Source organism: Nesterenkonia sandarakina, assembly GCF_014138825.1.
Taxonomy (GTDB): domain Bacteria; phylum Actinomycetota; class Actinomycetes; order Actinomycetales; family Micrococcaceae; genus Nesterenkonia; species Nesterenkonia sandarakina.
This window is the reverse complement of the sequence record NZ_JACJIH010000001.1, coordinates 1,349,655-1,368,392: the sequence shown is the minus strand read 5'-3', so window position 1 is coordinate 1,368,392 and position 18,738 is coordinate 1,349,655. Positions and strand designations below refer to the sequence as shown.

At 69.0% G+C, this 18,738-nt stretch carries 16 protein-coding genes; 14 read left to right on the top strand and 2 right to left on the bottom strand.

What is annotated here, in order from left to right; genetic code table 11:
* Positions 1 to 146 precede the first annotated feature (146 nt).
* The 9 genes from infB to HNR24_RS06160 all read left to right on the top strand — a co-directional run bounded on the left by infB (position 147) and on the right by HNR24_RS06160 (position 10,550).
* Positions 147 to 2,996, top strand: coding sequence for a translation initiation factor IF-2 (gene infB, locus HNR24_RS06200; RefSeq protein ID WP_182495331.1), 2,850 nt, complete (start codon positions 147 to 149; stop codon positions 2,994 to 2,996).
* Between the two features lie 143 nt (positions 2,997 to 3,139).
* Positions 3,140 to 3,631 (top strand): 30S ribosome-binding factor RbfA, encoded by a 492-nt coding sequence (rbfA, locus tag HNR24_RS06195; RefSeq protein ID WP_182495330.1) that lies wholly within the window; start codon positions 3,140 to 3,142, stop codon positions 3,629 to 3,631.
* Positions 3,632 to 3,658: 27 nt separating this feature from the next.
* Positions 3,659 to 4,678 carry a tRNA pseudouridine(55) synthase TruB gene (gene truB / locus HNR24_RS06190; protein WP_182495329.1) on the top strand — a complete coding sequence of 340 codons (1,020 nt, stop codon included), beginning with the start codon at positions 3,659 to 3,661 and terminating at the stop codon, positions 4,676 to 4,678.
* Complete coding sequence (locus tag HNR24_RS06185) at positions 4,675 to 5,040, top strand: hypothetical protein (protein ID WP_058888530.1); 366 nt, start codon at positions 4,675 to 4,677, stop codon at positions 5,038 to 5,040. Before truB ends, HNR24_RS06185 begins: the two co-directional genes overlap by 4 nt.
* A complete protein-coding gene (locus HNR24_RS06180; RefSeq protein ID WP_375139265.1) occupies positions 5,022 to 5,492 on the top strand; it encodes a hypothetical protein in 471 nt (156 codons plus the stop codon). Before HNR24_RS06185 ends, HNR24_RS06180 begins: the two co-directional genes overlap by 19 nt.
* On the top strand, positions 5,489 to 6,616 hold the full coding sequence (locus HNR24_RS06175) for a bifunctional riboflavin kinase/FAD synthetase (RefSeq protein WP_182495328.1): 1,128 nt from the start codon (positions 5,489 to 5,491) through the stop codon (positions 6,614 to 6,616). The genes HNR24_RS06180 and HNR24_RS06175 overlap by 4 nt, the downstream gene beginning before the upstream one ends.
* A 15-nt stretch (positions 6,617 to 6,631) precedes the next feature.
* The gene (locus tag HNR24_RS14250; RefSeq protein ID WP_182495327.1) at positions 6,632 to 7,549 is read left to right on the top strand and encodes a class I SAM-dependent methyltransferase; all 918 of its coding nucleotides are present in this window, start codon (positions 6,632 to 6,634) and stop codon (positions 7,547 to 7,549) included.
* Positions 7,550 to 7,764: 215 nt separating this feature from the next.
* On the top strand, positions 7,765 to 8,034 hold the full coding sequence (gene rpsO / locus HNR24_RS06165) for a 30S ribosomal protein S15 (protein WP_058888534.1): 270 nt from the start codon (positions 7,765 to 7,767) through the stop codon (positions 8,032 to 8,034).
* A gap of 281 nt (positions 8,035 to 8,315) precedes the next feature.
* Positions 8,316 to 10,550: a polyribonucleotide nucleotidyltransferase gene (locus tag HNR24_RS06160; protein WP_182495326.1), complete on the top strand. Its 2,235-nt coding sequence runs from the start codon at positions 8,316 to 8,318 to the stop codon at positions 10,548 to 10,550.
* Positions 10,551 to 11,143: 593 nt separating this feature from the next.
* On the opposite strand, the gene HNR24_RS06155 is transcribed toward HNR24_RS06160, so the two are convergent.
* The gene (locus tag HNR24_RS06155; protein WP_182495325.1) at positions 11,144 to 12,490 is read right to left on the bottom strand and encodes an MFS transporter; all 1,347 of its coding nucleotides are present in this window, start codon (positions 12,488 to 12,490) and stop codon (positions 11,144 to 11,146) included.
* 326 nt (positions 12,491 to 12,816) lie between these two features.
* On the opposite strand from HNR24_RS06155, the gene HNR24_RS06150 reads away from it, so the two are divergent.
* Genes HNR24_RS06150 through HNR24_RS06130 form a run of 5 tightly spaced genes read left to right on the top strand, consistent with a single transcriptional unit; the run spans position 12,817 to position 17,013 of the window.
* Positions 12,817 to 14,208, top strand: coding sequence for an MBL fold metallo-hydrolase (locus HNR24_RS06150; RefSeq protein WP_182495324.1), 1,392 nt, complete (start codon positions 12,817 to 12,819; stop codon positions 14,206 to 14,208).
* Positions 14,209 to 14,264: 56 nt separating this feature from the next.
* Positions 14,265 to 14,936, top strand: a complete 672-nt coding sequence (locus HNR24_RS06145) for a rhodanese-like domain-containing protein (protein ID WP_220477169.1) — start codon at positions 14,265 to 14,267, stop codon at positions 14,934 to 14,936.
* Positions 14,933 to 15,775 carry a sulfite exporter TauE/SafE family protein gene (locus HNR24_RS06140; protein WP_182495323.1) on the top strand — a complete coding sequence of 281 codons (843 nt, stop codon included), beginning with the start codon at positions 14,933 to 14,935 and terminating at the stop codon, positions 15,773 to 15,775. Before HNR24_RS06145 ends, HNR24_RS06140 begins: the two co-directional genes overlap by 4 nt.
* 33 nt (positions 15,776 to 15,808) lie before the next feature.
* On the top strand, positions 15,809 to 16,087 hold the full coding sequence (locus tag HNR24_RS06135; RefSeq protein ID WP_058888539.1) for a metal-sensitive transcriptional regulator: 279 nt from the start codon (positions 15,809 to 15,811) through the stop codon (positions 16,085 to 16,087).
* Between the two features lie 17 nt (positions 16,088 to 16,104).
* Positions 16,105 to 17,013: a ribokinase gene (locus HNR24_RS06130; RefSeq protein ID WP_182495322.1), complete on the top strand. Its 909-nt coding sequence runs from the start codon at positions 16,105 to 16,107 to the stop codon at positions 17,011 to 17,013.
* Here HNR24_RS06130 and HNR24_RS06125 read toward each other — a convergent pair.
* Positions 17,000 to 18,670, bottom strand: a complete 1,671-nt coding sequence (locus HNR24_RS06125) for an FAD-dependent oxidoreductase (protein WP_182495321.1) — start codon at positions 18,668 to 18,670, stop codon at positions 17,000 to 17,002. The genes HNR24_RS06130 and HNR24_RS06125 overlap by 14 nt on opposite strands.
* Positions 18,671 to 18,738 lie beyond the last annotated feature (68 nt).

The window sequence follows — 18,738 nt, the reverse complement described above, 5'->3', positions numbered from 1 at the left end:
GAAGACCGACGCATGAGTTCGCAGCGATGACCCATCACGGCAACTCCGTCAAGGTTTCAGAACAGTTCAAAAGGCCTTCGCCGATGAACCGCTGACATCAGCCCCGCTGGTGCCGGCGGGGAAGCGTGGGCCAGACAAGGAGAAATGTGGCCAAGGCCCGCGTACACGAGCTCGCCAAAGAGCTCGGCATCACCTCGAAAGAAGCCCTAGCAACTCTGCAGGGCATGGGCGAATTTGTGAAGTCGCCCTCCTCCACCGTGGAGCCCCCGGTGGCGAAGAAGCTGCGCCAGGCATTCCCTGACGCCAAGCCCGCCGCTGACGCCCCTGCGTCCAACGGCGCTGCTCGTCCGGCTCCGAAGAAGTCCGACGGCGCCTCCGCGCCTGCCGCTGAGCGCTCGCCCCAGTCAGAATCCAGCTCCTCCGCGCCGCGCTCCGGCGGCTTCAAGCCCGGCCCCCGGCCCGGCCCGAAGCCCGCTGCCAAGCCCGAACCGGAAGCCCCCGCCGCCAAGGCGCCAGCCCCGAAGGCCGAGGCCCCCAAGGCTGAAGCGCCCCAGGCGGAGAAGCCGGCTGCGGCCAGCGAGGCCCCCGCGGCGAAGCCCGGCTCCAAGCCGGGCGCTCCCGGCGCGAAGCCCGGTGCTCCCCGCCCGGGCAACAACCCCTACGCCCCGAGCCAGGGGATGGGCGCCGAGCGTGCGGCCCCGCGTCCCGGTGGGACCGGCGGTCCGCGCCCCGGACCCAAGCCGGCCGGACCACGTCCGGGGAACAACCCGTTCGCACCCCAGCAGGGCATGCGCACTGAGCGCGGCGGCGGACCTCGTCCCCGCGGCGGTCAGGGCGCACCCGGTGGCGCACCGCGTCCGGGCGCACCCCGCCCGGCAGGCGCTGCCGGTTCCCGCCCAGGAGCTCCTGCAGCAGGCGGCGCAGCGCGTCCCGCTCCCCGTCCGGGTGGTCCCAAGCCCTCGATGATGCCCAGCCAGACCCCGGCACCTGCCGGTGGTCGTCCGGGCGCACCCGCCGGCGGTCCGCCGCGCGGTGGTCGTGGTGGTGGACCCCGCCGTGGCGGCGCAGCCGGTGCCTTCGGGCGCGGCGGCTCCAAGGCCAAGGCGCGCAAGTCCAAGCGGGCGAAGCGCCAGGAGATGGAGCAGCGTCAGTCCCGTGAGATCGGCGGCGTGCGCGTTCCCAAGGGTGACGGCAGCGTCACCGTGCGGCTGCGCCGCGGCTCTTCGCTGGGCGACTTCGCCGAGAAGATCAATGCCGAGCCGGCCGCCATGGTCACCGTGCTGATGAAGCTCGGTGAGATGGCGACTGCCAACCAGTCCCTGGACGAAGAGACCTTCCACCTGCTGGGTGAGGAGCTGGGCTACCCGGTCCAGATCGTCTCCCCGGAGGATGAGGATCGCGAGCTGCTCGAGACCTTCGACATCAACATCGAAGACGAGCTGGCGGCAGAGGGCTCCGACGAGCTCTCCGCCCGCGCCGCCGTCGTGACCGTCATGGGTCACGTCGACCACGGCAAGACCCGACTCCTGGACTCCATCCGAAGCGCGAAGGTGACCGAAGGCGAAGCCGGCGGCATCACCCAGCACATCGGTGCCTACCAGGTCCACGTCGAGCACGAGGGCGTGGAACGCGGCCTGACCTTCATCGATACTCCCGGTCACGAGGCGTTCACCGCCATGCGTGCCCGTGGTGCGAAGGTCACCGACATCGCGGTGCTGGTCGTGGCCGCCGATGACGGTGTCATGCCGCAGACCATCGAGGCGCTGAACCACGCCAAGGCGGCCGACGTCCCCGTCGTCGTCGCGGTGAACAAGATGGACAAGGAAGGCGCCTCCCCGGACAAGGTCCGCGGTCAGCTGGCCGAATACGGTCTGGTGCCCGAGGAGTACGGCGGCGACACCATGTTCGTCAACGTCTCCGCGCTGAAGCACCTGAACATCGACGAGCTCCTGGAGGCTGTGCTGCTCACCGCAGACGCCGCCCTGGAGCTCACCGCGAACCCGAACAAGGCGGCACGCGGTGTGGCCATCGAAGCGAACCTGGACAAGGGTCGCGGCGCTGTGGCCACTGTGCTGGTCCAGTCGGGCACCCTGCGGGTGGGCGACAACATGGTCGCCGGCACCGCCCACGGTCGCGTCCGTGCGATGTTCGACGAGCACGGTGAGACCGTCAAGGAGGCTCTGCCCTCCCGTCCGGTGCAGGTGCTGGGCCTGTCCTCGGTGCCCCGCGCCGGTGACACGTTCCTCTCCACCTCGGATGACCGCACGGCACGTCAGATCGCGGAGAAGCGTGAGGCGGTGGAGCGCAACGCTCAGCTGGCCAAGCGTCGCAAGCGGATCAGCCTGGAAGACTTCGACCAGGCCGTGGCCGAGGGCAAGATCGACACGCTGAACCTGATCCTCAAGGGCGACGTCTCCGGTGCCGTGGAGGCCCTGGAAGATGCGCTGTTGAAGATCGATGTGGGCGACGACGTGCAGCTGCGCGTCATCCACCGCGGCGTCGGTGCGATCACCCAGAACGACGTGAACCTGGCCACCGTGGACAACGCGGTGATCCTGGGCTTCAACGTCCGTCCTGCCGAGCGCGTGAACGACCTCGCCGAGCGCGAGGGCGTGGACATGCGCTTCTACTCGGTGATCTACGCCGCGATCGACGACATCGAGGCAGCCCTGAAGGGCATGCTGAAGCCGGAGTACGAAGAGGCTTCGCTGGGCACCGCGGAGGTCCGCGAGGTCTTCCGGTCCTCGAAGTTCGGCAGCATCGCCGGTTCGATCGTCCGCTCCGGGCTCATCCGCCGCAACGCCAAGGCGCGCCTGGTGCGCGACGGCAACGTGGTTGCTGAGAACCTCACCATCGAGTCGCTCAAGCGCTTCAAGGACGACGCCACCGAGGTCCGCGACGGCTTCGAGTGCGGCATCGGTCTGGGATCGTTCAACGACATCCGCGAAGGTGACAGCATCGAGACCTGGGAGATGCGCGAGATTCCGCGCTCCTGACCAGGCCTGCCGGTTCGCCCGGCACGTGCTCCGGGGACCCTGCCAGCGGCGGGGTCCTCGGAGTCGTCACCAGAGAAGACCCACCTGACCCGCCGCAGCGCGGGACCAGGACAGGGACAAGCACTTTTTGAGAGGAGCGCATCATGGCAGATCCAGCACGCGCCGCACGACTGGCCCAGCGCATCAAGGTCATCGTGGCCGAGGCGCTGCGTCGCCGGGTCAAGGATGAGCGCGCAGAACTGATCACGGTCACCGACGCGCGGGTCACCAACGACCTCCAGCACTCCACGGTGTACTACACCGTGATGGCTCCGGACGAAGAGTCCCGCGCCGGCGCCGAGGCTGTCCTGGCCGCGAACCAGGGCACCCTGCGCTACGAGCTCGGCCGGCAGCTGAACATCCGGCTGACCCCGACCCTGGAGTTCGTGGCCGATGAGATCCCGGAGTCCGCCGCGCATATGGAGGATCTGCTGCGCAAGGCCCGGGAACAGGACGAACAGGTCGCAGCCCTGCGCAAGGACGCCCAGCCCGCCTCGGAGGAGAAGCCCTACCGGTGGCAGGTCGAGGAGGAGCCCGCCGAGGACGCGCCCGCCCAGGACGGCGACGCCGACGCCTCCAGCGCCGCGGATCGCTGAGCCCGGTCAAGGCACGGCGGGACGCCCATGGGGAAGAAGCAGAAGCCTGAAGAGCTGGAGGTCGGTTCCGGACTTGTCCTGGTGGACAAGCCGGCCGGCCTGACCAGCCATGACGTGGTGGGTCGGATCCGCAGGCTTGCCGGGACCCGCAAGGTGGGTCACGCCGGGACGCTGGATCCGATGGCCACCGGGGTCCTGGTGGTCGGGATCAACCGCGCCACCCGGCTGCTCACCCACATCGTCGGGGTGGACAAGACCTACACCGCCACCGTGCGGCTGGGCCAGTCCACCTCCACCGACGACGCCGAGGGGGAGGTGCTGCAGACCCGGTTCGCCAACGCGGTGACCCCGGAAGCCATCACCGCCGAGATCGCCACGCTCACCGGGGCGATCCAGCAGGTCCCCGCCACGGTCTCCGCGATCAAGGTCGACGGTCAGCGCGCCCACGCCCGGGCCCGCGCCGGAGAAGAGGTCGCGCTGCAGGCCCGCGGCGTCACCGTGCATCACTTCGAGGTCTTCGACATCCGACGGATCGACGGCGGCAAGCTCGTCGACGTCGACATCGAGGTCCGGGTCTCCTCCGGCACCTATGTGCGAGCCCTGGCCCGCGACCTCGGCGAGGCGCTAGAGGTCGGCGGCCACCTCACCGCGCTGCGCCGCACCGCGGTGGGCTCCTACAGCATCGAGCAGACCCTCACGCTGGACCAGCTCGGCGAGGACTTCGGCTACATCGGCCTCGCCGAGGCCGCGCAGCAGCTCTTCCCGGCACGAAAGCTCACCGCCGAGGAGACCACGAACCTGGGCTACGGGCGGCGGATCACCGCATCCGGCACCGGAGACTCCGCGCAGCTCACCGCCGCCTTCGCGCCCGACGGAGAACTGGTCGCGCTGCTCACCGACGTGCCCGCCAAGAAGGGCGCCTCCGCCTCTCCCGACGCGGCCCAGGCCGCAGACTCGAACGCCGTCGACTACCAGGCCAAGCCCGAGCTGGTCTTCGCGACCACGCCGGGATCCGGCGCCGCACAGGCGGGCGGGGACGCCGGATGACGGTGATGTTCCTCATAGGCGCCATCGTCTGTGGGCTCTCTGTGCTGGTGTGCTGGACCATGACCGCGGTCCGGGATCATCCGGCTGATTCCTCGATCATCTCGCTGGCCGCGATCGAGCTCTACCTGCTGGCCTATGCCGTCTACGCCGGGATCAGGCAGCTCGGCGGCGCCTCGGTGGCCGGGGAGGTCTGGGAGTTCTGGGGTTATATTCTCACTGCACTCCTGCTTCCGGTGGGGGTGTTCATCTGGGCCATGATCGATAAGACCCGCTGGTCCAACCTGGTGATGAGCTTCGTCGGGCTCGTCGTGTTCGTGATGGTCTACCGCTTGGAGGAGATCTGGTGGGGAAGCGCGCTATGACCCGGTCGCCGCAGGACACACCACGCAACGCCTCACCGACCCCGCGCAACCGCGGGGTGGGGATGCTGATCATCACCGCCTACGGCATCTTCGCGGTCTCCTCCTTCGCCCGGGCGCTGTACCAGATCCTCACCGACTTCGACGCCTCCCCGGTGTCCTACACGCTGAGCGCCTTCGCCGCCGGGGTGTACATCGTGGCCACGATCGCGCTGGCCCGCATCGGTCCGCGCGCCTGGCTGCTCGCGCTGGTCGCGGTGCTGGTCGAGCTGACCGGGGTGCTCGGCGTCGGCCTGTGGACCTATCTGGACCCAGAGCTGTTCAACGAGGCCACCGTCTGGTCCCACTTCGGTGAGGGCTACGGATTCGTGCCGCTGGTGCTGCCGTTCATCGGTCTGTTCTGGCTGCTGCGGCACCGTCCCGGCACCGAGGCCGCGCGGGAAGACCAGGGATGAGCGATAGGCTGAGCGACGTGCAGTTCTGGAACGGTCTTGAAGAAGTCCCGCGCGGGCTCGGACCCACCGCAGTGACCATCGGCAACTTCGATGGCGTCCACCTGGGACACCAGCAGGTCCTGGCCCGCCTGGTCGCCGCCGCCCACGGGCAGGCCGAGGGTGACACTGGCGCCGAGACTGGTGCTCAGGCCGACGACGCCGCCTTGGCCGCCCCGGGCGAGGTGCCTTCGCGCACCCAGTCGCCCGCCCAGGCACCCACGCAGGCGCACACTCAGCCGCGCGCGCAGGCTGTGGCGATCACCTTCGATCCGCACCCGCTGCAGGTCCACCGGCCGGAAGAGTCCCCGGTGATGCTCACCGGCACCGCCGAGAAGCTCCAGCGCCTGGCGGAGACCGGCATCGACGCGCTGTTGGTGCTGCACTACAACCTCGACCTCGCCGGGCTCACCGCCGAGGAGTTCGTCAAGACCTACTTCGTGGACACCCTGCATGCCTCCGTGGTGGTCATCGGACACGACGTGCGCTTCGGCCGCGGGAACTCCGGGAACTTCGAGACCATGGTCGAGCTCGGCCGGCGCTACGGCTTCACGGTGCTCGGGGTGGATGATTTCGCGCTCTCCGGGCGCTCCGTGGCCGAGACCGAACGCCGCTGCTCCTCCACCTGGGTCCGTGAGGCCCTGGAAGCAGGGGATGTGGCCGCCGCCGCCGAGGTGCTGGGCCGGCCCCACGCGGTGCTCGGCGAGGTGGTCCACGGTGCTGCCCGCGGGCGCGGTCTGGGCTTTCCCACCGCGAACCTGGGCGGGGACTCCGAGGGCATGATCCCCGCCGACGGCGTCTACGCCGGCTGGCTGGTCGACGCCGCCGGCGCTCGCTGGCCCGCCGCGATCTCCGTGGGCTCGAATCCCACGTTCCACGGCGTGGAACGGGTGGTGGAATCCCATGTGATCGACCGGCCCGCCGAAGAGGTGGAGGACTTCGACCTCTACGGCCAGCACGTCCGGGTTGAGTTTGTGCAGCGGCTGCGCGGAATGGTCGCCTACGAGGGCGTGCCCAAGCTGGTGGAGCAGATGTACCAGGACGTGGAGCAGACGCGCGAGGTCCTCTCCCGGCTGCCCGCCGAGTAGACCCGGAGCCGGCGCGTGCCCTCCCGCCCCAAACCTCGGCCGGCCCAGCAGGCGCTGATCACCGATCCGGAACGACGCCGTCGTCTGGCTGCCGCCTTCGACGATGACACCACCCTGGAAGCGGCCTGGCGCTACGACGCGCTCCGGCCGCGCTATCCCGAGGCTGCCGTGAAGCAGCTGCTGGCCGCCGCGACGGGACATCTGCCCGCGGGGCAGGATGGCATGCGGCAAGACACCGCCAGGCTGGCCGCCGGGACGCAGGCCGCCGGGGACGCCCAGGCGCCGGTGATCGCCGACCTCGGCGCCGGGACCGGGATCCTCACCCGGGCGCTGCTGGCCGGCGGCGCCTCCGTGCACGCGGTGGAACCCTCGGCGGCGATGCTGCAGGTGCTGCGCGCCCGCAGCCCGGAGGACCAGCTCGGGCGCGCCCGGCTCCAGCTCCACCAGGCCACGGCGGAGGCCACCGGCCTCGGCCAGGCGAGCTGCGACGTCGTCGTCGCCGCCCAGGCCTGGCACTGGTTCGACGATGCCCTGGTCCAGGAGGAGGTGCGCCGGATCCTGCGCCCACAGGGAGTGCTCGCCGTGGTGGCGAACTACCTGGACACCTCGGTGCCCTGGGTGCACCGGCTGACCCGGATCATGCGCGCCGGGGACGTCTACCGCCCGGGCTGGACCCCTCCGGTGGACCCGGCACGCTTTGACGCCTGGCACACCACGCAGACCCGGTGGGAGCGGGGGATCACCCCGGAGGACATCCGCGAGCTCTCCACCACACTGAGCTCCTGGCTCTCCGCCGATGAGCCCGCACGGGCGCGCCGCCGGGCGAACCTGGACTGGTACCTCGACGAGCACCTCGGGCTGACCCCGGGGGAGCCGGTGGCGCTGCCCTACCTCACCGTCCTGCACACCAGCGTTTTACCTGGTCCTGCGTGAGATACCGCGCCAACGGTCGGGCCGGTAGAGCACGTAAGGCCCGGTAAAACGCTCGGGGGGAGGGGCCGGTGGCCCATGCCGCTGGGCTGCTGTATCGTAGACAGGTCGCTTCGGCGACGCCGTCATGCTGCAGTCCGCGGTGGCTGACACTGGTCCCTGGCCTTCACCGGCAAAGCCCGGTCCTGTTCGCGGTACAACAATGAAGGAGCTCTTCCATGGCTTTAGATCCCGCTGTCAAGCAGGAGATCATCAAGGAGTACGCGACCGCCGAGGGTGACACCGGTTCACCCGAGGTCCAGGTTGCGGTTCTGACGCGTCGGATCTCCGACCTCACCGAGCACCTGAAGGTGCACAAGCATGATCACCACACCCGTCGTGGTCTGATGATCCTGGTGGGTCGCCGTCGTCGTCTGCTGAAGTACCTTGCTGCTACGGACATCGAGCGCTACCGTTCGCTGATCAAGCGTCTCGGTATTCGCCGATGAGCTTCAGCGTCAAACGCTGATCACCAAGCAACGAATCAGGCGGCTCCTCACACGGTCTTCACGGCCGTAGGAGCCGCCTGCTTTGTATGCGAGACTAGTGGGTGGCGCACCCGCCAGTGAGAGGGATCGAACTCATATGTTCCGGTCCTCGGTAGTAGCCTCCGGGAGGCACAGCACGTGCCAGGCCCGTGGGCTTCGATCGATGACCGACCATGTGCAAGAAGATTCATTCCTCTCACTGGCTCGCCAGTAATGCACGCAACTGAGAGGAGACACCTGTCATGCAGGGTCCCGAGATTCACTACACCGAAGCCGTGATCGACAACGGATCCTTCGGTACACGCACCATTTCCTTCGAGACCGGCCGCCTCGCCAAGCAGGCCGCCGGCTCCGTCCTGGTCACCATGGACGACGACACCAGCCTGCTCTCGGCCACCTCGGTGGGCAAGTCCCCCCGCGAAGGCTTTGACTTCTTCCCGCTGACCGTCGACGTCGAAGAGCGGATGTACGCCGCGGGACGCATCCCCGGCAGCTTCTTCCGCCGCGAGGGACGCCCCTCCACCGACGCGATCCTGGCCTGCCGCCTGATCGACCGTCCGCTGCGCCCCGCCTTCAAGAAGGGCATCCGCAACGAGGTCCAGGTCGTGGAGACCGTTCTCTCGATCAACCCGGATGACCTCTACGACGTGGTCGCCATCAACGGCGCCTCGATGTCCACCCAGCTCTCCGGTCTGCCCTTCGCCGGCCCGATCGGCGCCGTGCGCGTCGCCCTGGTCGACAACGGCTCCGGCGCCCAGTGGGTCGCCTTCCCGAAGCACTCCCAGCTCAAGGACGCCGTGTTCAACATGGTCGTCGCCGGGCGGGTCGTCGAGGACGACATCGCCGTGCTGATGGTCGAGGCCGAGGCCACCGACGACTCCTGGAAGCTGATCAAGGAGCAGGGCCGCACCGCGCCCACCGAGGACATCGTCGCCGAAGGCCTGGAAGCGGCAAAGCCGTTCATCAAGGTCCTCTGCGATGCCCAGGCCGACCTGGCAGCTCGCGCCGCGAAGCCCGCCATCGACCTGCCGACCTTCGTGGACTACGAGGACGACGTCCTCGCCGCCGTGGAGTCCTCCGCCACCGAGCGCCTGAGCAGCATCTACCAGATCGCTGACAAGCAGGAGCGCGACGCTGCCGATTCCGAGCTGAAGGCCGAGGTCCGCGAGGAGCTCGCCGGCGAGGGCAAGCCGTTCGAGGGTCGCGGCGGCGAAGTCGCCAAGGCCATCGGCGCAGCGACCAAGCAGGTCATCCGCCAGCGCATCCTGCGCGACCAGGTCCGCATCGACGGCCGCGGCCTGACGGACATCCGTCAGCTCACCGCCGAGGTCGAGGTGCTTCCCCGCGTGCACGGCTCGGCGATCTTCGAGCGCGGCGAGACCCAGATCATGGGTGTCACCACGCTGAACATGCTCAAGCTCGAGCAGAACATCGACAGCCTGTCGCCGGTGAAGACCAAGCGCTACATGCACAACTACAACTTCCCGCCGTACTCGGTCGGTGAGACCGGCCGCGTGGGTTCGCCCAAGCGCCGCGAAATCGGACATGGTGCCCTCGCAGAGCGCGCCATCACCCCGGTGCTGCCGACCCGCGAGGAGTTCCCCTACGCGATCCGCCAGGTCTCCGAGGCGCTGGGCTCCAACGGCTCCACCTCGATGGGCTCGGTCTGCGCCTCGACGCTGTCGATGCTCAACGCCGGTGTCCCGCTGAAGGCCGCTGTGGCCGGCATCGCCATGGGCCTGGTCTCCGACCAGGTCGACGGTGAGACCCGCTACGCCGCGCTGACCGACATCCTCGGCGCCGAAGATGCCTTCGGCGACATGGACTTCAAGGTCGCCGGCACCTCCGAGTTCGTCACCGCCATCCAGCTGGACACCAAGCTCGACGGCATCCCGGCCTCGGTGCTCTCTGCAGCGCTGAAGCAGGCCCGCGAGGCTCGGCTGCACATCCTCAGTGTCATGGCCGCCGCCATCGACACTCCGGATGAGATGTCCGAGTTCGCGCCGCGCATCATCTCGGTGATGGTCCCCGTGGACAAGATCGGCGAGGTCATCGGCCCGAAGGGCAAGATGATCAACCAGATCCAGGAGGACACCGGCACCGACATCTCGATCGAGGATGACGGCACCGTGCTGATCGGAGCGACCAACGGTGAAGCTGCTGAGGCAGCCCGCGCCGCGGTCAACGCGATCGCCAACCCGCAGGTCCCCGAGATCGGCGAGCGGTACCTGGGCACCGTGGTCAAGCTGACCACCTTCGGCGCGTTCATCTCGCTGACCCCGGGCAAGGATGGCCTGCTGCACATCTCCGAGCTGCGCAAGCTCAACGATGGCAAGCGCGTGGACGACGTCGAGGACGTCGTCGGCGTGGGCCAGCGGATCCAGGTCGAGATCTCCAAGGTCGATGACCGCGGAAAGCTCAGCCTGGCACCCGTCGTGGAGGAGGACTCCGCCGAGTCTTCCAACGACGACGCCTGATCAGCTCCTGCTGAGATAGCTTCAGCCCACGGGCTGAGCCACTAAGACGGCCGGCGAGGTTCCCTTCCAGGGGCCTCGCCGGCCGTCTTTGTGCGTGCGGGCAGGGGCTCTGCGTCGGGTTTCCTGGGTCCCTCGTCCGGTGCGCCTCATCTTGCACGCGGCGTCCTGTGCGCCCGACGGGTGCGCCCCGACGGGTGCGCCACTCGTGGAGTGCCCACCTCGCATCCATTGTGCAATTCTGGGGACGTTTCGCCCGTTTTGCACCGTGAAACTCCCCAAAATTGCACACTCGATGGCAGGCCCGCAGTGTGCCCCTCCGCGAGGCAGCTCACCGTCGCCAGCGCTTGGAGACCCACTTGGAGGCCCCACCGCGCGTCCATTGTGCAATTTGAACGCTCCCCGGGCCGGAATCTCCGGAAAAACCTGCACAGATCGCACAATGGATTCCACGGGCCGGGTGCCAGGGCGTCCCGAGGGGGTGCGGCGGGGTGCCAGGGCGTCCCGAGGGGGTGCGGCGGGGTGCCAGGGCGTCCCGAGGGGGTGCGGCCGGGTGGGGTCAGTCCTGGCGGGCGACCGGGGGATCAGTGCTGGGGTCAGTCCTGGGAGTAGTCCCGGGCGTTGCTCACCCAGAGGGCGTTGCCGACCGCGGCGAAGAGGATCAGCAGCGCCGCCACCAGCGGGACGACGGCGGAGGCCTGGGTTCCGAGGTTCTCTGCGATGAACCCGGTGATCGCCGAGGAGGAGGACTGCCCGATCACGATCGCGGTGGTCAGCATGGACATCACGGTGGTGGAGCGCCCGCGCGGACTGCGCTCGGCCACCAGGCTGAACTGGGTGACGAGGGTGGGGCCGATGCCCACACCCATCACCAGCAGCACCAGGATCAGCACCGGCAGGGCCGAGGCGAACTGCAGCCCGATGGTTCCCAGCAGCAGCACGCCGCCGAAACTGAGCCAGCGGGCCTGCAGGGTGAAGCTGGCGGGGAACAGGGCGGCGGCGAGGGCGAATATCGCTGAGCCGATGCCCATCGCCCCGTAGACCAGCCCGGCGCGTTCGGCATAGCCCAGATCGGCCATGAACGAGGTCAGCGTGGTCAAGGTGGAGCCGAAGATCAGTCCGATGCCCAGCGCGCCGGCCAGCAGCACCAGCAGCCTCGGGGCGAACAGCGCGGCCACCGGGGCCGGTTCCCGGTGCGTGGCCGCGTTCTTGGGCACCGCCTCGGCAGTGGGGTGCAGCGCGAAGCTGATCAGGAAGCACAGCGTGAGGACCGCGGCACCGATCATCGGGGCCGGACCGCCCAGGCTGGCCGCGAGCAGGCCCACAATCACTGGGCCGAAGACGAATGTGATCTCATCGGCGGCAGACTCATACGCCATTGTGGAGTTCATCGTCTTCTGCTGCCTGGCCGGGGGCAGCTGGCGGAAGATCACGCCCACCAGCCGGCTGCGGGACATCGGCGGGACCTGCGGGGCGGTGGCCCCGACCAGGAACGCCGAGGCCAGCACGGCCCAGGTGCCCAGCGGGCTGTAGACCACCCAGGCCATCCCCAGCAGCGAGAGGCTGCTGGCGGAGCCGGCGACCAGCAGCACCCGGCGCTGACCCCCGCGGTCCGCGGCGGCGCCGATGAGCGGGCCGAAGATCGCGGTGCCCAGCCCCACCATGGCCGAGGTCAGACCGCCCAGGCTGATCGAGTCCCGGGCCGCCACGACCAGGGTCAGCACTCCGACCACCATCATCGCGTAGGGGAAGCGTGCCAGCAGGGCCACCGGGAAGTAGGCCGGGCCGACCGCGCCGCGCAGCGTCAGCCGCGGCTCGGCGTCGGGAAAGCGGGGGGCCGCGGAGCTGGGGTCGGCCGTCGAGTCCCGATCCGGCGCGGTCTGCGGATCCGCGGCGGGCGGCTGGGCGGCGTCGTCGTTCCTCGCGGGCGTGTTCGCGGGCATGGTGGTGATCCTCCGGTGTCGGCTCTGTCGTGCTCAGTGCCGCCTTGACCCGCAGCGGCGCCTCGGTGGGCCGGTCGGATCAGGTAGATACACAAGATTGCTGCTCGCGTCCACGCGCGGGCCGCCTGGGGCAGGACCGGGGGAGGGCAGGTCTCCAGCGTACCGGGTGATGTTTCGTCCTCGTGAACTTCGTCTCTCATCTCACACCCGATGCAGCCAGGACTCGCGTAGAGACTCTCGGATTTGTATACCCCAGGGGGTATGTGTCAGAGTAGCTGCATACCCCCTGGGGTATCCGCAGACTTTCAAGGAAGGGGAGCGATCTCATGCTTCTGGAACGGATCTATGACGAGGACCTGGCGCAGGCCAGCTACTTCATCGGCTGCCAGGCCAAGGGCGAGGCGATCGTGATCGACGCCCGCCGCGATGTCAGCGAGTACTTCGAGTTGGCCCAGCGCCACGGCATGCGGATCACCGCAGTTGCCGAGACCCACATCCACGCTGATTACCTCTCCGGCACCCGCGAGCTCGCGGCGGCCGCGAACGCGCAGGCCTACGTTTCAGGCGAGGGCGGCGAGGACTGGCAGTACGGCTTCGACGCCACCCGGCTGACCCACGGAGACACCATCACCCTGGGCAACATCACCATCGAGGCGCGCCACACTCCCGGCCACACCCCGGAGCACCTGGTGTTCCTGGTGACCGACGGCGCGTTCTCCGATGCGCCCGGCTACATGATCTCCGGGGACTTCGTCTTTGCAGGAGATCTCGGCCGCCCAGACCTGCTCGACGAGGCCGCCGGGGGAGTCGACACCCGCTTCGAGGGGGCCAAGCAGCTCTACCGAAGCCTCAAGGAGCAGTTCCTCACGCTGCCCGATCACGTGCTGGTCTACCCCGGACATGGCTCCGGCAGCGCCTGCGGCAAGGCACTGGGCGCGCTGCCCGCCACCACGGTGGGCTACGAGCGGGCCAACGCCTGGTGGTCCAAGCACCTGGCCAAGGACGACGAGCAGGGCTTCATCGATGAGCTGCTCGACGGTCAGCCCGACGCCCACGCCTACTTCGGTCGGATGAAGCGCGAGAACAAGGACGGCCCCAAGGTCCTGGGTCCGCTGGAGACCCTGCCGGTGTTCACCTCCGACCAGGTGCGCAGCGCCCTGGAGGAGGACCGAGCGATCTTCGTGGACACCCGCTCCCACACCAAGGTCAAGCAGGGCACCGTGGTGGGGGCGCTGAACATCCCCGCCGGAGGCAAGGCCGCCAGCTTCGGCGCCTGGGCCTATGACCCGGAGACCGAGTCCAAGCCGCTGATCCTGCTGGCGCCTGACCAGGAGACGGCCGAGACCATGCGCCGCCATCTGATGCGGGTGGGCATCGACGCGGTGAAGGGCTACACGATCAGCCTGGCTGATCTGCCGCAGACCCAGCCTGCCACCATCACCCCCGCGGAGCTGGAGGACTTCGAGTCAGCGCTGCTGCTGGATGTGCGCAACAAGTCCGAGCACGCCGCGGGCCATGTCCCCGGCTCCAAGCAGCTGAGCGCCGGCCGGGTGCTCTGGCACCAGGACCAGCTGCCGGCCTCGGGTCCGATCGTCACCTACTGCCAGTCCGGGGTCCGGAACTCGGTGGCCGCCAGCGCGCTGCGCCGGCAGGGTCACGACGTCCGTGAGCTCGTCGGCAGCTATGCCGGCTGGTCGGACTGGAACACATCACACTGACCCGTTTGTTCTGGTCTTAGAAGGACATCCATCTCTTGAGAGGAACCACCGGCCTTATGGCACCGAACACCACCAGCACCCTGAGCCCGACGACGACGGCGGCCGCATCCCCGATGAGCCCCACCGAACTGGCCGAGAAGCTGCGCTCACCGAGCACCCCGCTGCTCGTCGACGTGCGAACCCCCGCGGAGCACGAATCGCTGCGGGTTCCCGGGTCCCATAACGTTCCCCTGGACCTGCTGCAGAAGAACAAGGAGACCCTGGCCGAGCAGTTCACCGGGGAGATCGTGCTGATCTGCCAGACCGGCAACCGCGCCAACCAGGCCCTGCAGCACTTGCGCGCTGCAGGAGTGGACACGGCGCGGGTGCTCGACGGCGGCGTCGTCGCGTTGGAGGCCTCGCACCGCGACCACACCGAGCGTGGCCGGCAGCGCTGGGCGATGGACCGTCAGGTCCGGATGGTCGCTGGCTCGCTGGTGCTCACCGGTTTTCTCGGCGGCAAGCTGATCTCTCCGAAGGTCGGCTACCTGGCCGGGGCCATCGGTGCCGGGCTGACGTTCTCCGCGCTGACCGATTCCTGCGCGATGGCGGCGGCGCTGAACAAGATGCCGTGGAACAAGGTGGAGGCTGATCCGACCGTGGAGAAGCTGCTCGCCGAGATTCCCCGCTCCACGGCCATCCAGGCCGGCCGCGGCCCTGGAGCCCAGACTCAGGCGTCGCGGGGGTGAGCGGGGGCCTGATCCTGGCGATGGTCCTGGCCGTCGGGATCGGCATCTCGCTGGGTCTGCTCGGCGGCGGGGGCACCATCCTGGCGGTCCCGCTGCTGACCTACGTGGCCGGGATGCCGCCGAAGGAGGCGATCGCCGCCTCGATGTTCATCATCGGGGTGACCTCCGCGGTGAGTGTGGTGGCGCATGCCAGGCGCGGGAACGTGCAGTGGCGCACCGGGTTCCTCTTCGGAGCCGCCGCGATGGCTGGCGCCTTCGGCGGTGGCCTGATGGGGAGTCGACTGCCCAGCGTGGTGCTGATGGTCGCCTTCGGCGTGATGATGGTGGCCACCGCCCTGGCCATGATCCTGGACCGCCGGGCTCAGGCCGCCGCCGGACCGCGAAAGAAGCTGCCGCTGGCCAAGATCCTCCTCGAGGGCCTGGTGGTGGGTCTGGTGACTGGCATGGTCGGCGCCGGGGGAGGGTTCCTGGTGGTCCCGGCGCTGGTGCTCCTCGGCGGGCTGGCGATGCCCGCCGCTGTGGGCACCTCGCTGCTGATCATCTCGATGAAGTCCTTCACCGGACTCGCCGGGTACCTGACATCGGTGAGCATCGACTGGGGTCCGGTGCTGATGATCACCGGGATCACGGTGATCGGAGCGCTGATCGGCACCGCCTTCGGCAAGCACGTTCCCGAGAAGGCGCTGAAGAAGGCCTTCGGATACCTGGTACTGGCCATGGGAATCGTGGTGTTCCTCCAGGAGCTGCCGTTGACCGTGGGACTGGGAGCAGGCGCGGTGATCCTCGCGCTGCTCGGGACCCTGTTGTACCGCCAGCGCCGAGCGCAGCTGGCATCATAGAGATGAACCAGTGCGAGAAGCAGGGAGAGAGCGATGAGAGAAGCCGATCCGGAGACCCAGCGCAAGATCGTGAACCGACTCAAGCGGGCCCGCGGGCAGCTGGACTCGGTGATCAACGCCGTGGAGAACGGCGGCAGCTGCCGCGACGTGGTCACTCAGCTTGCAGCGGTGTCCACCGCCCTGGACCGCGCCGGGTTCAGCGTGGTCTCCTCGGCCATGCAGTTCTGCGTCACCGAACCTGAACGTGCCGCAGAGACCGAAGACGGGCTGACCGTGGAGGAGCTCGAGAAGCTGTTCCTCTCGCTCTCCTGAGCGCCGGAAGGACCAGCATGACGCTGCTCATCATGGGGTCGGTGAACCGGGACATCACCGTCCGGGTGTCCGAGTTCCCGACCCCGGGTCAGACCCTTCTGGCCTCGACGTCGGAGACCGCGACCGGAGGCAAGAGTGCGAACCAGGCGGTGGCCGCCGCGCTGGTCGGGGCGCAGTCGCACCTGATCGCGCGCTGCGGCTCCGACGCCGCCGGAGCGGAGGCCGTCCGCTCGCTGCGCGAGGCGGGTGTGCATGTGGACGCTGTCACCCCAGGCCGCGGCGCGCAGGGGATGGCCTTCATCAGCGTGCGCGCGGATGGCGAGAACACCATCGTGGTGGTCCCGGGCGCGAACACGGAGCTCCAGGCCGAGGACTGCCCGGCGGAGCTGCTGGCTGACGCCGAATGGATGTTGCTGAGCCTGGAGGTCCCTCTGGAGACGGTGCACGAGGCCGCTGCCCGTGCGCAGGCCTCGGGGACCAGGGTTGCGTTGAACGCCTCACCGCTGAGCGGGGAGCCGGTGGATCTGCGCCACGTGGACCTGGTGATCGTCAACGAGGGTGAAGCCGCAGAGCTGCTCGAGGTCACCGGGACTACTGGGGACACCGGCGCTCCCAACCGCCCGCCACGCTCCGCCGCTGCAGATCCAGCCCAGGCGCTGGGCGTGCAGACCCTGATCGTGACCCGTGGAGCCGAGGGCGCGAGCATCCACACCGCGGGCCAGGACCCGGTCCATGTGCCCAGCGTCCCGGTGCAGGCGGTGGACACCAGCGGCGCCGGTGACGCCTTCGCGGGTGCCCTGTTGGGCCGGCTGACCTGCGGGGACAGCCTGGAGGACGCAGCGGGCATCGCCGCGCGGTTCGCCGCCTCCGCCACCACCGGAGTGGGCGCCCAGAGCTCCTACCCGCGGAACTTCAGCCTCGGCTGAGGTTCGTGACGGCGGGGCCCTCCAGGAGTTCGCCATCGGCGGCGAAGCGCGAACCATGCAGCGGGCAGTCCCAGGACAGGGCGGCGTCGTTCCACTTCAGGATCCCGCCCAGGTGCGGACAGACAGCGGAGACCTTGCAGGTCTGGCCCTGCACGGTGGAGACCCCGACGGGCTTCCCGTGCTCACGTCCCACCGCACCCTCGCCCTCGGCGGGGGCGTCCTGGGGCAGTGCCCGGACCTCGGCGCCGACCCAGCCGGCCACCATGGTCCCGCCGACTTCGATGTTGTCCTTGATCCCGGTGAACACGTCGGAAGGGGTGACCATCCGGGCGCTGAGGGTCTCGGCCCAGGCCATATGCCCACCCAGGATCTGCGCGGAGATCGCCAGGGACGCGGCCACCGCATTGGACATGCCCCATTTGTTGTACCCGGTGGCCAGGTAGATCCGCCCACCTCCGCGCGGCAGGGTGCCGAAGAAGGGGACGTACTGGGCGGCGCGGTAGTCCTGAGCGGACCAGACGTGGGTGCGCTCTGCGCCGGGGAAATGCTGCTGCGCCCACGCCTCGAGGTCCTCCACGGCGGCGCGTTCGGAGGCAGACCGACCCACACCGTGATCATTGCCGCCGATCAGCAGCAGCTCTTCGCCGTTGATCGGGACGGTGCGCAGGGTCCGGCCCGGGGTGTCGGCGCTGAGATACATCCCCTTGGGGATGCGTCCCGAGCCCCGCGGGACCCGGTAGGTCATCGCGTAGGAGCGGTTGGGTTTGAGCTTGGCGAAGTAACCCCCGCGGTCCAGCACTGGAACCCCGGTGGCGAGCATCAGCCGGCCCGCGGTCACCGGGCCCTGGGACGTCTCGATGCGCAGCGCCGGCGCATCGACCACCGGCTCATCGACCGCCGGGTCGTCGACCGCCGGGTTCAGGGGCGAGCCTTCGGTGTCGTCCTCGGCGGAGGCCCGCGGAGAGCCTTCGGAGGTGCTGGTGGCCGCACCGGTTCCGGCAGCATTCGAGGTTGCTCCAGTGACGCGGACCCCCTCGATGAGCTCACCTCCGCGTTCCCGCAGCTCAGCTGCGAGTGCGGCGAGGATATCCATGGGGTGGAACTGGATCTGGTCGGCCAGCGCCACGGCGCCGCTGACTGGGAAGGGAAGGTCCGTCTGGTCGGTCCAGGTGACCGGCAGCCCGGCCTGCTGACAGGCCTCGAACTCCTGCTGCACGGCAGAGAGCCCGGACTCGGTGGTGGCGTAGGTGTAGGCGGTGCGCTGCTGAAAGGGCGCCCCGTGTTCCTGCATGTAGCGCACCAGCCAGGAGACGCCCTCCTGGTTGCCGTCCACATAGGCCTGGAGCACCTCGTCGGAGTGGTGCTTGCGGATGCTGGAGAGCGTGGTGCCCTGGAGCAGTGAGAGCTTTGCGGTGGTGTTCCCGGTGGCGACGGCGCCCACGGTCCTTGCCTCCAGCACGGCGACCTTATGCCCGGCCCGGGCCAGCAGCACCGCAGTGGTGAGCCCGGTCAGCCCCGCCCCGGCGACGACGGTGTCATAGTGGGCGCTCTCGGTGAAGGTGTCGGCAGGGATGGACACGGTCGCGTAGCTGTCCAGCCAGATGGATCGGTGCGTGGTCGAGGGCTCCGGGGTGGTGTGCGCGGCGTCGGAATTCATCGGGGCGGATCATCCTTCCTCAGGGTGTTGCCGGGAGTAGAAGCTGTGCTGACGCTTCGGTCCTCATC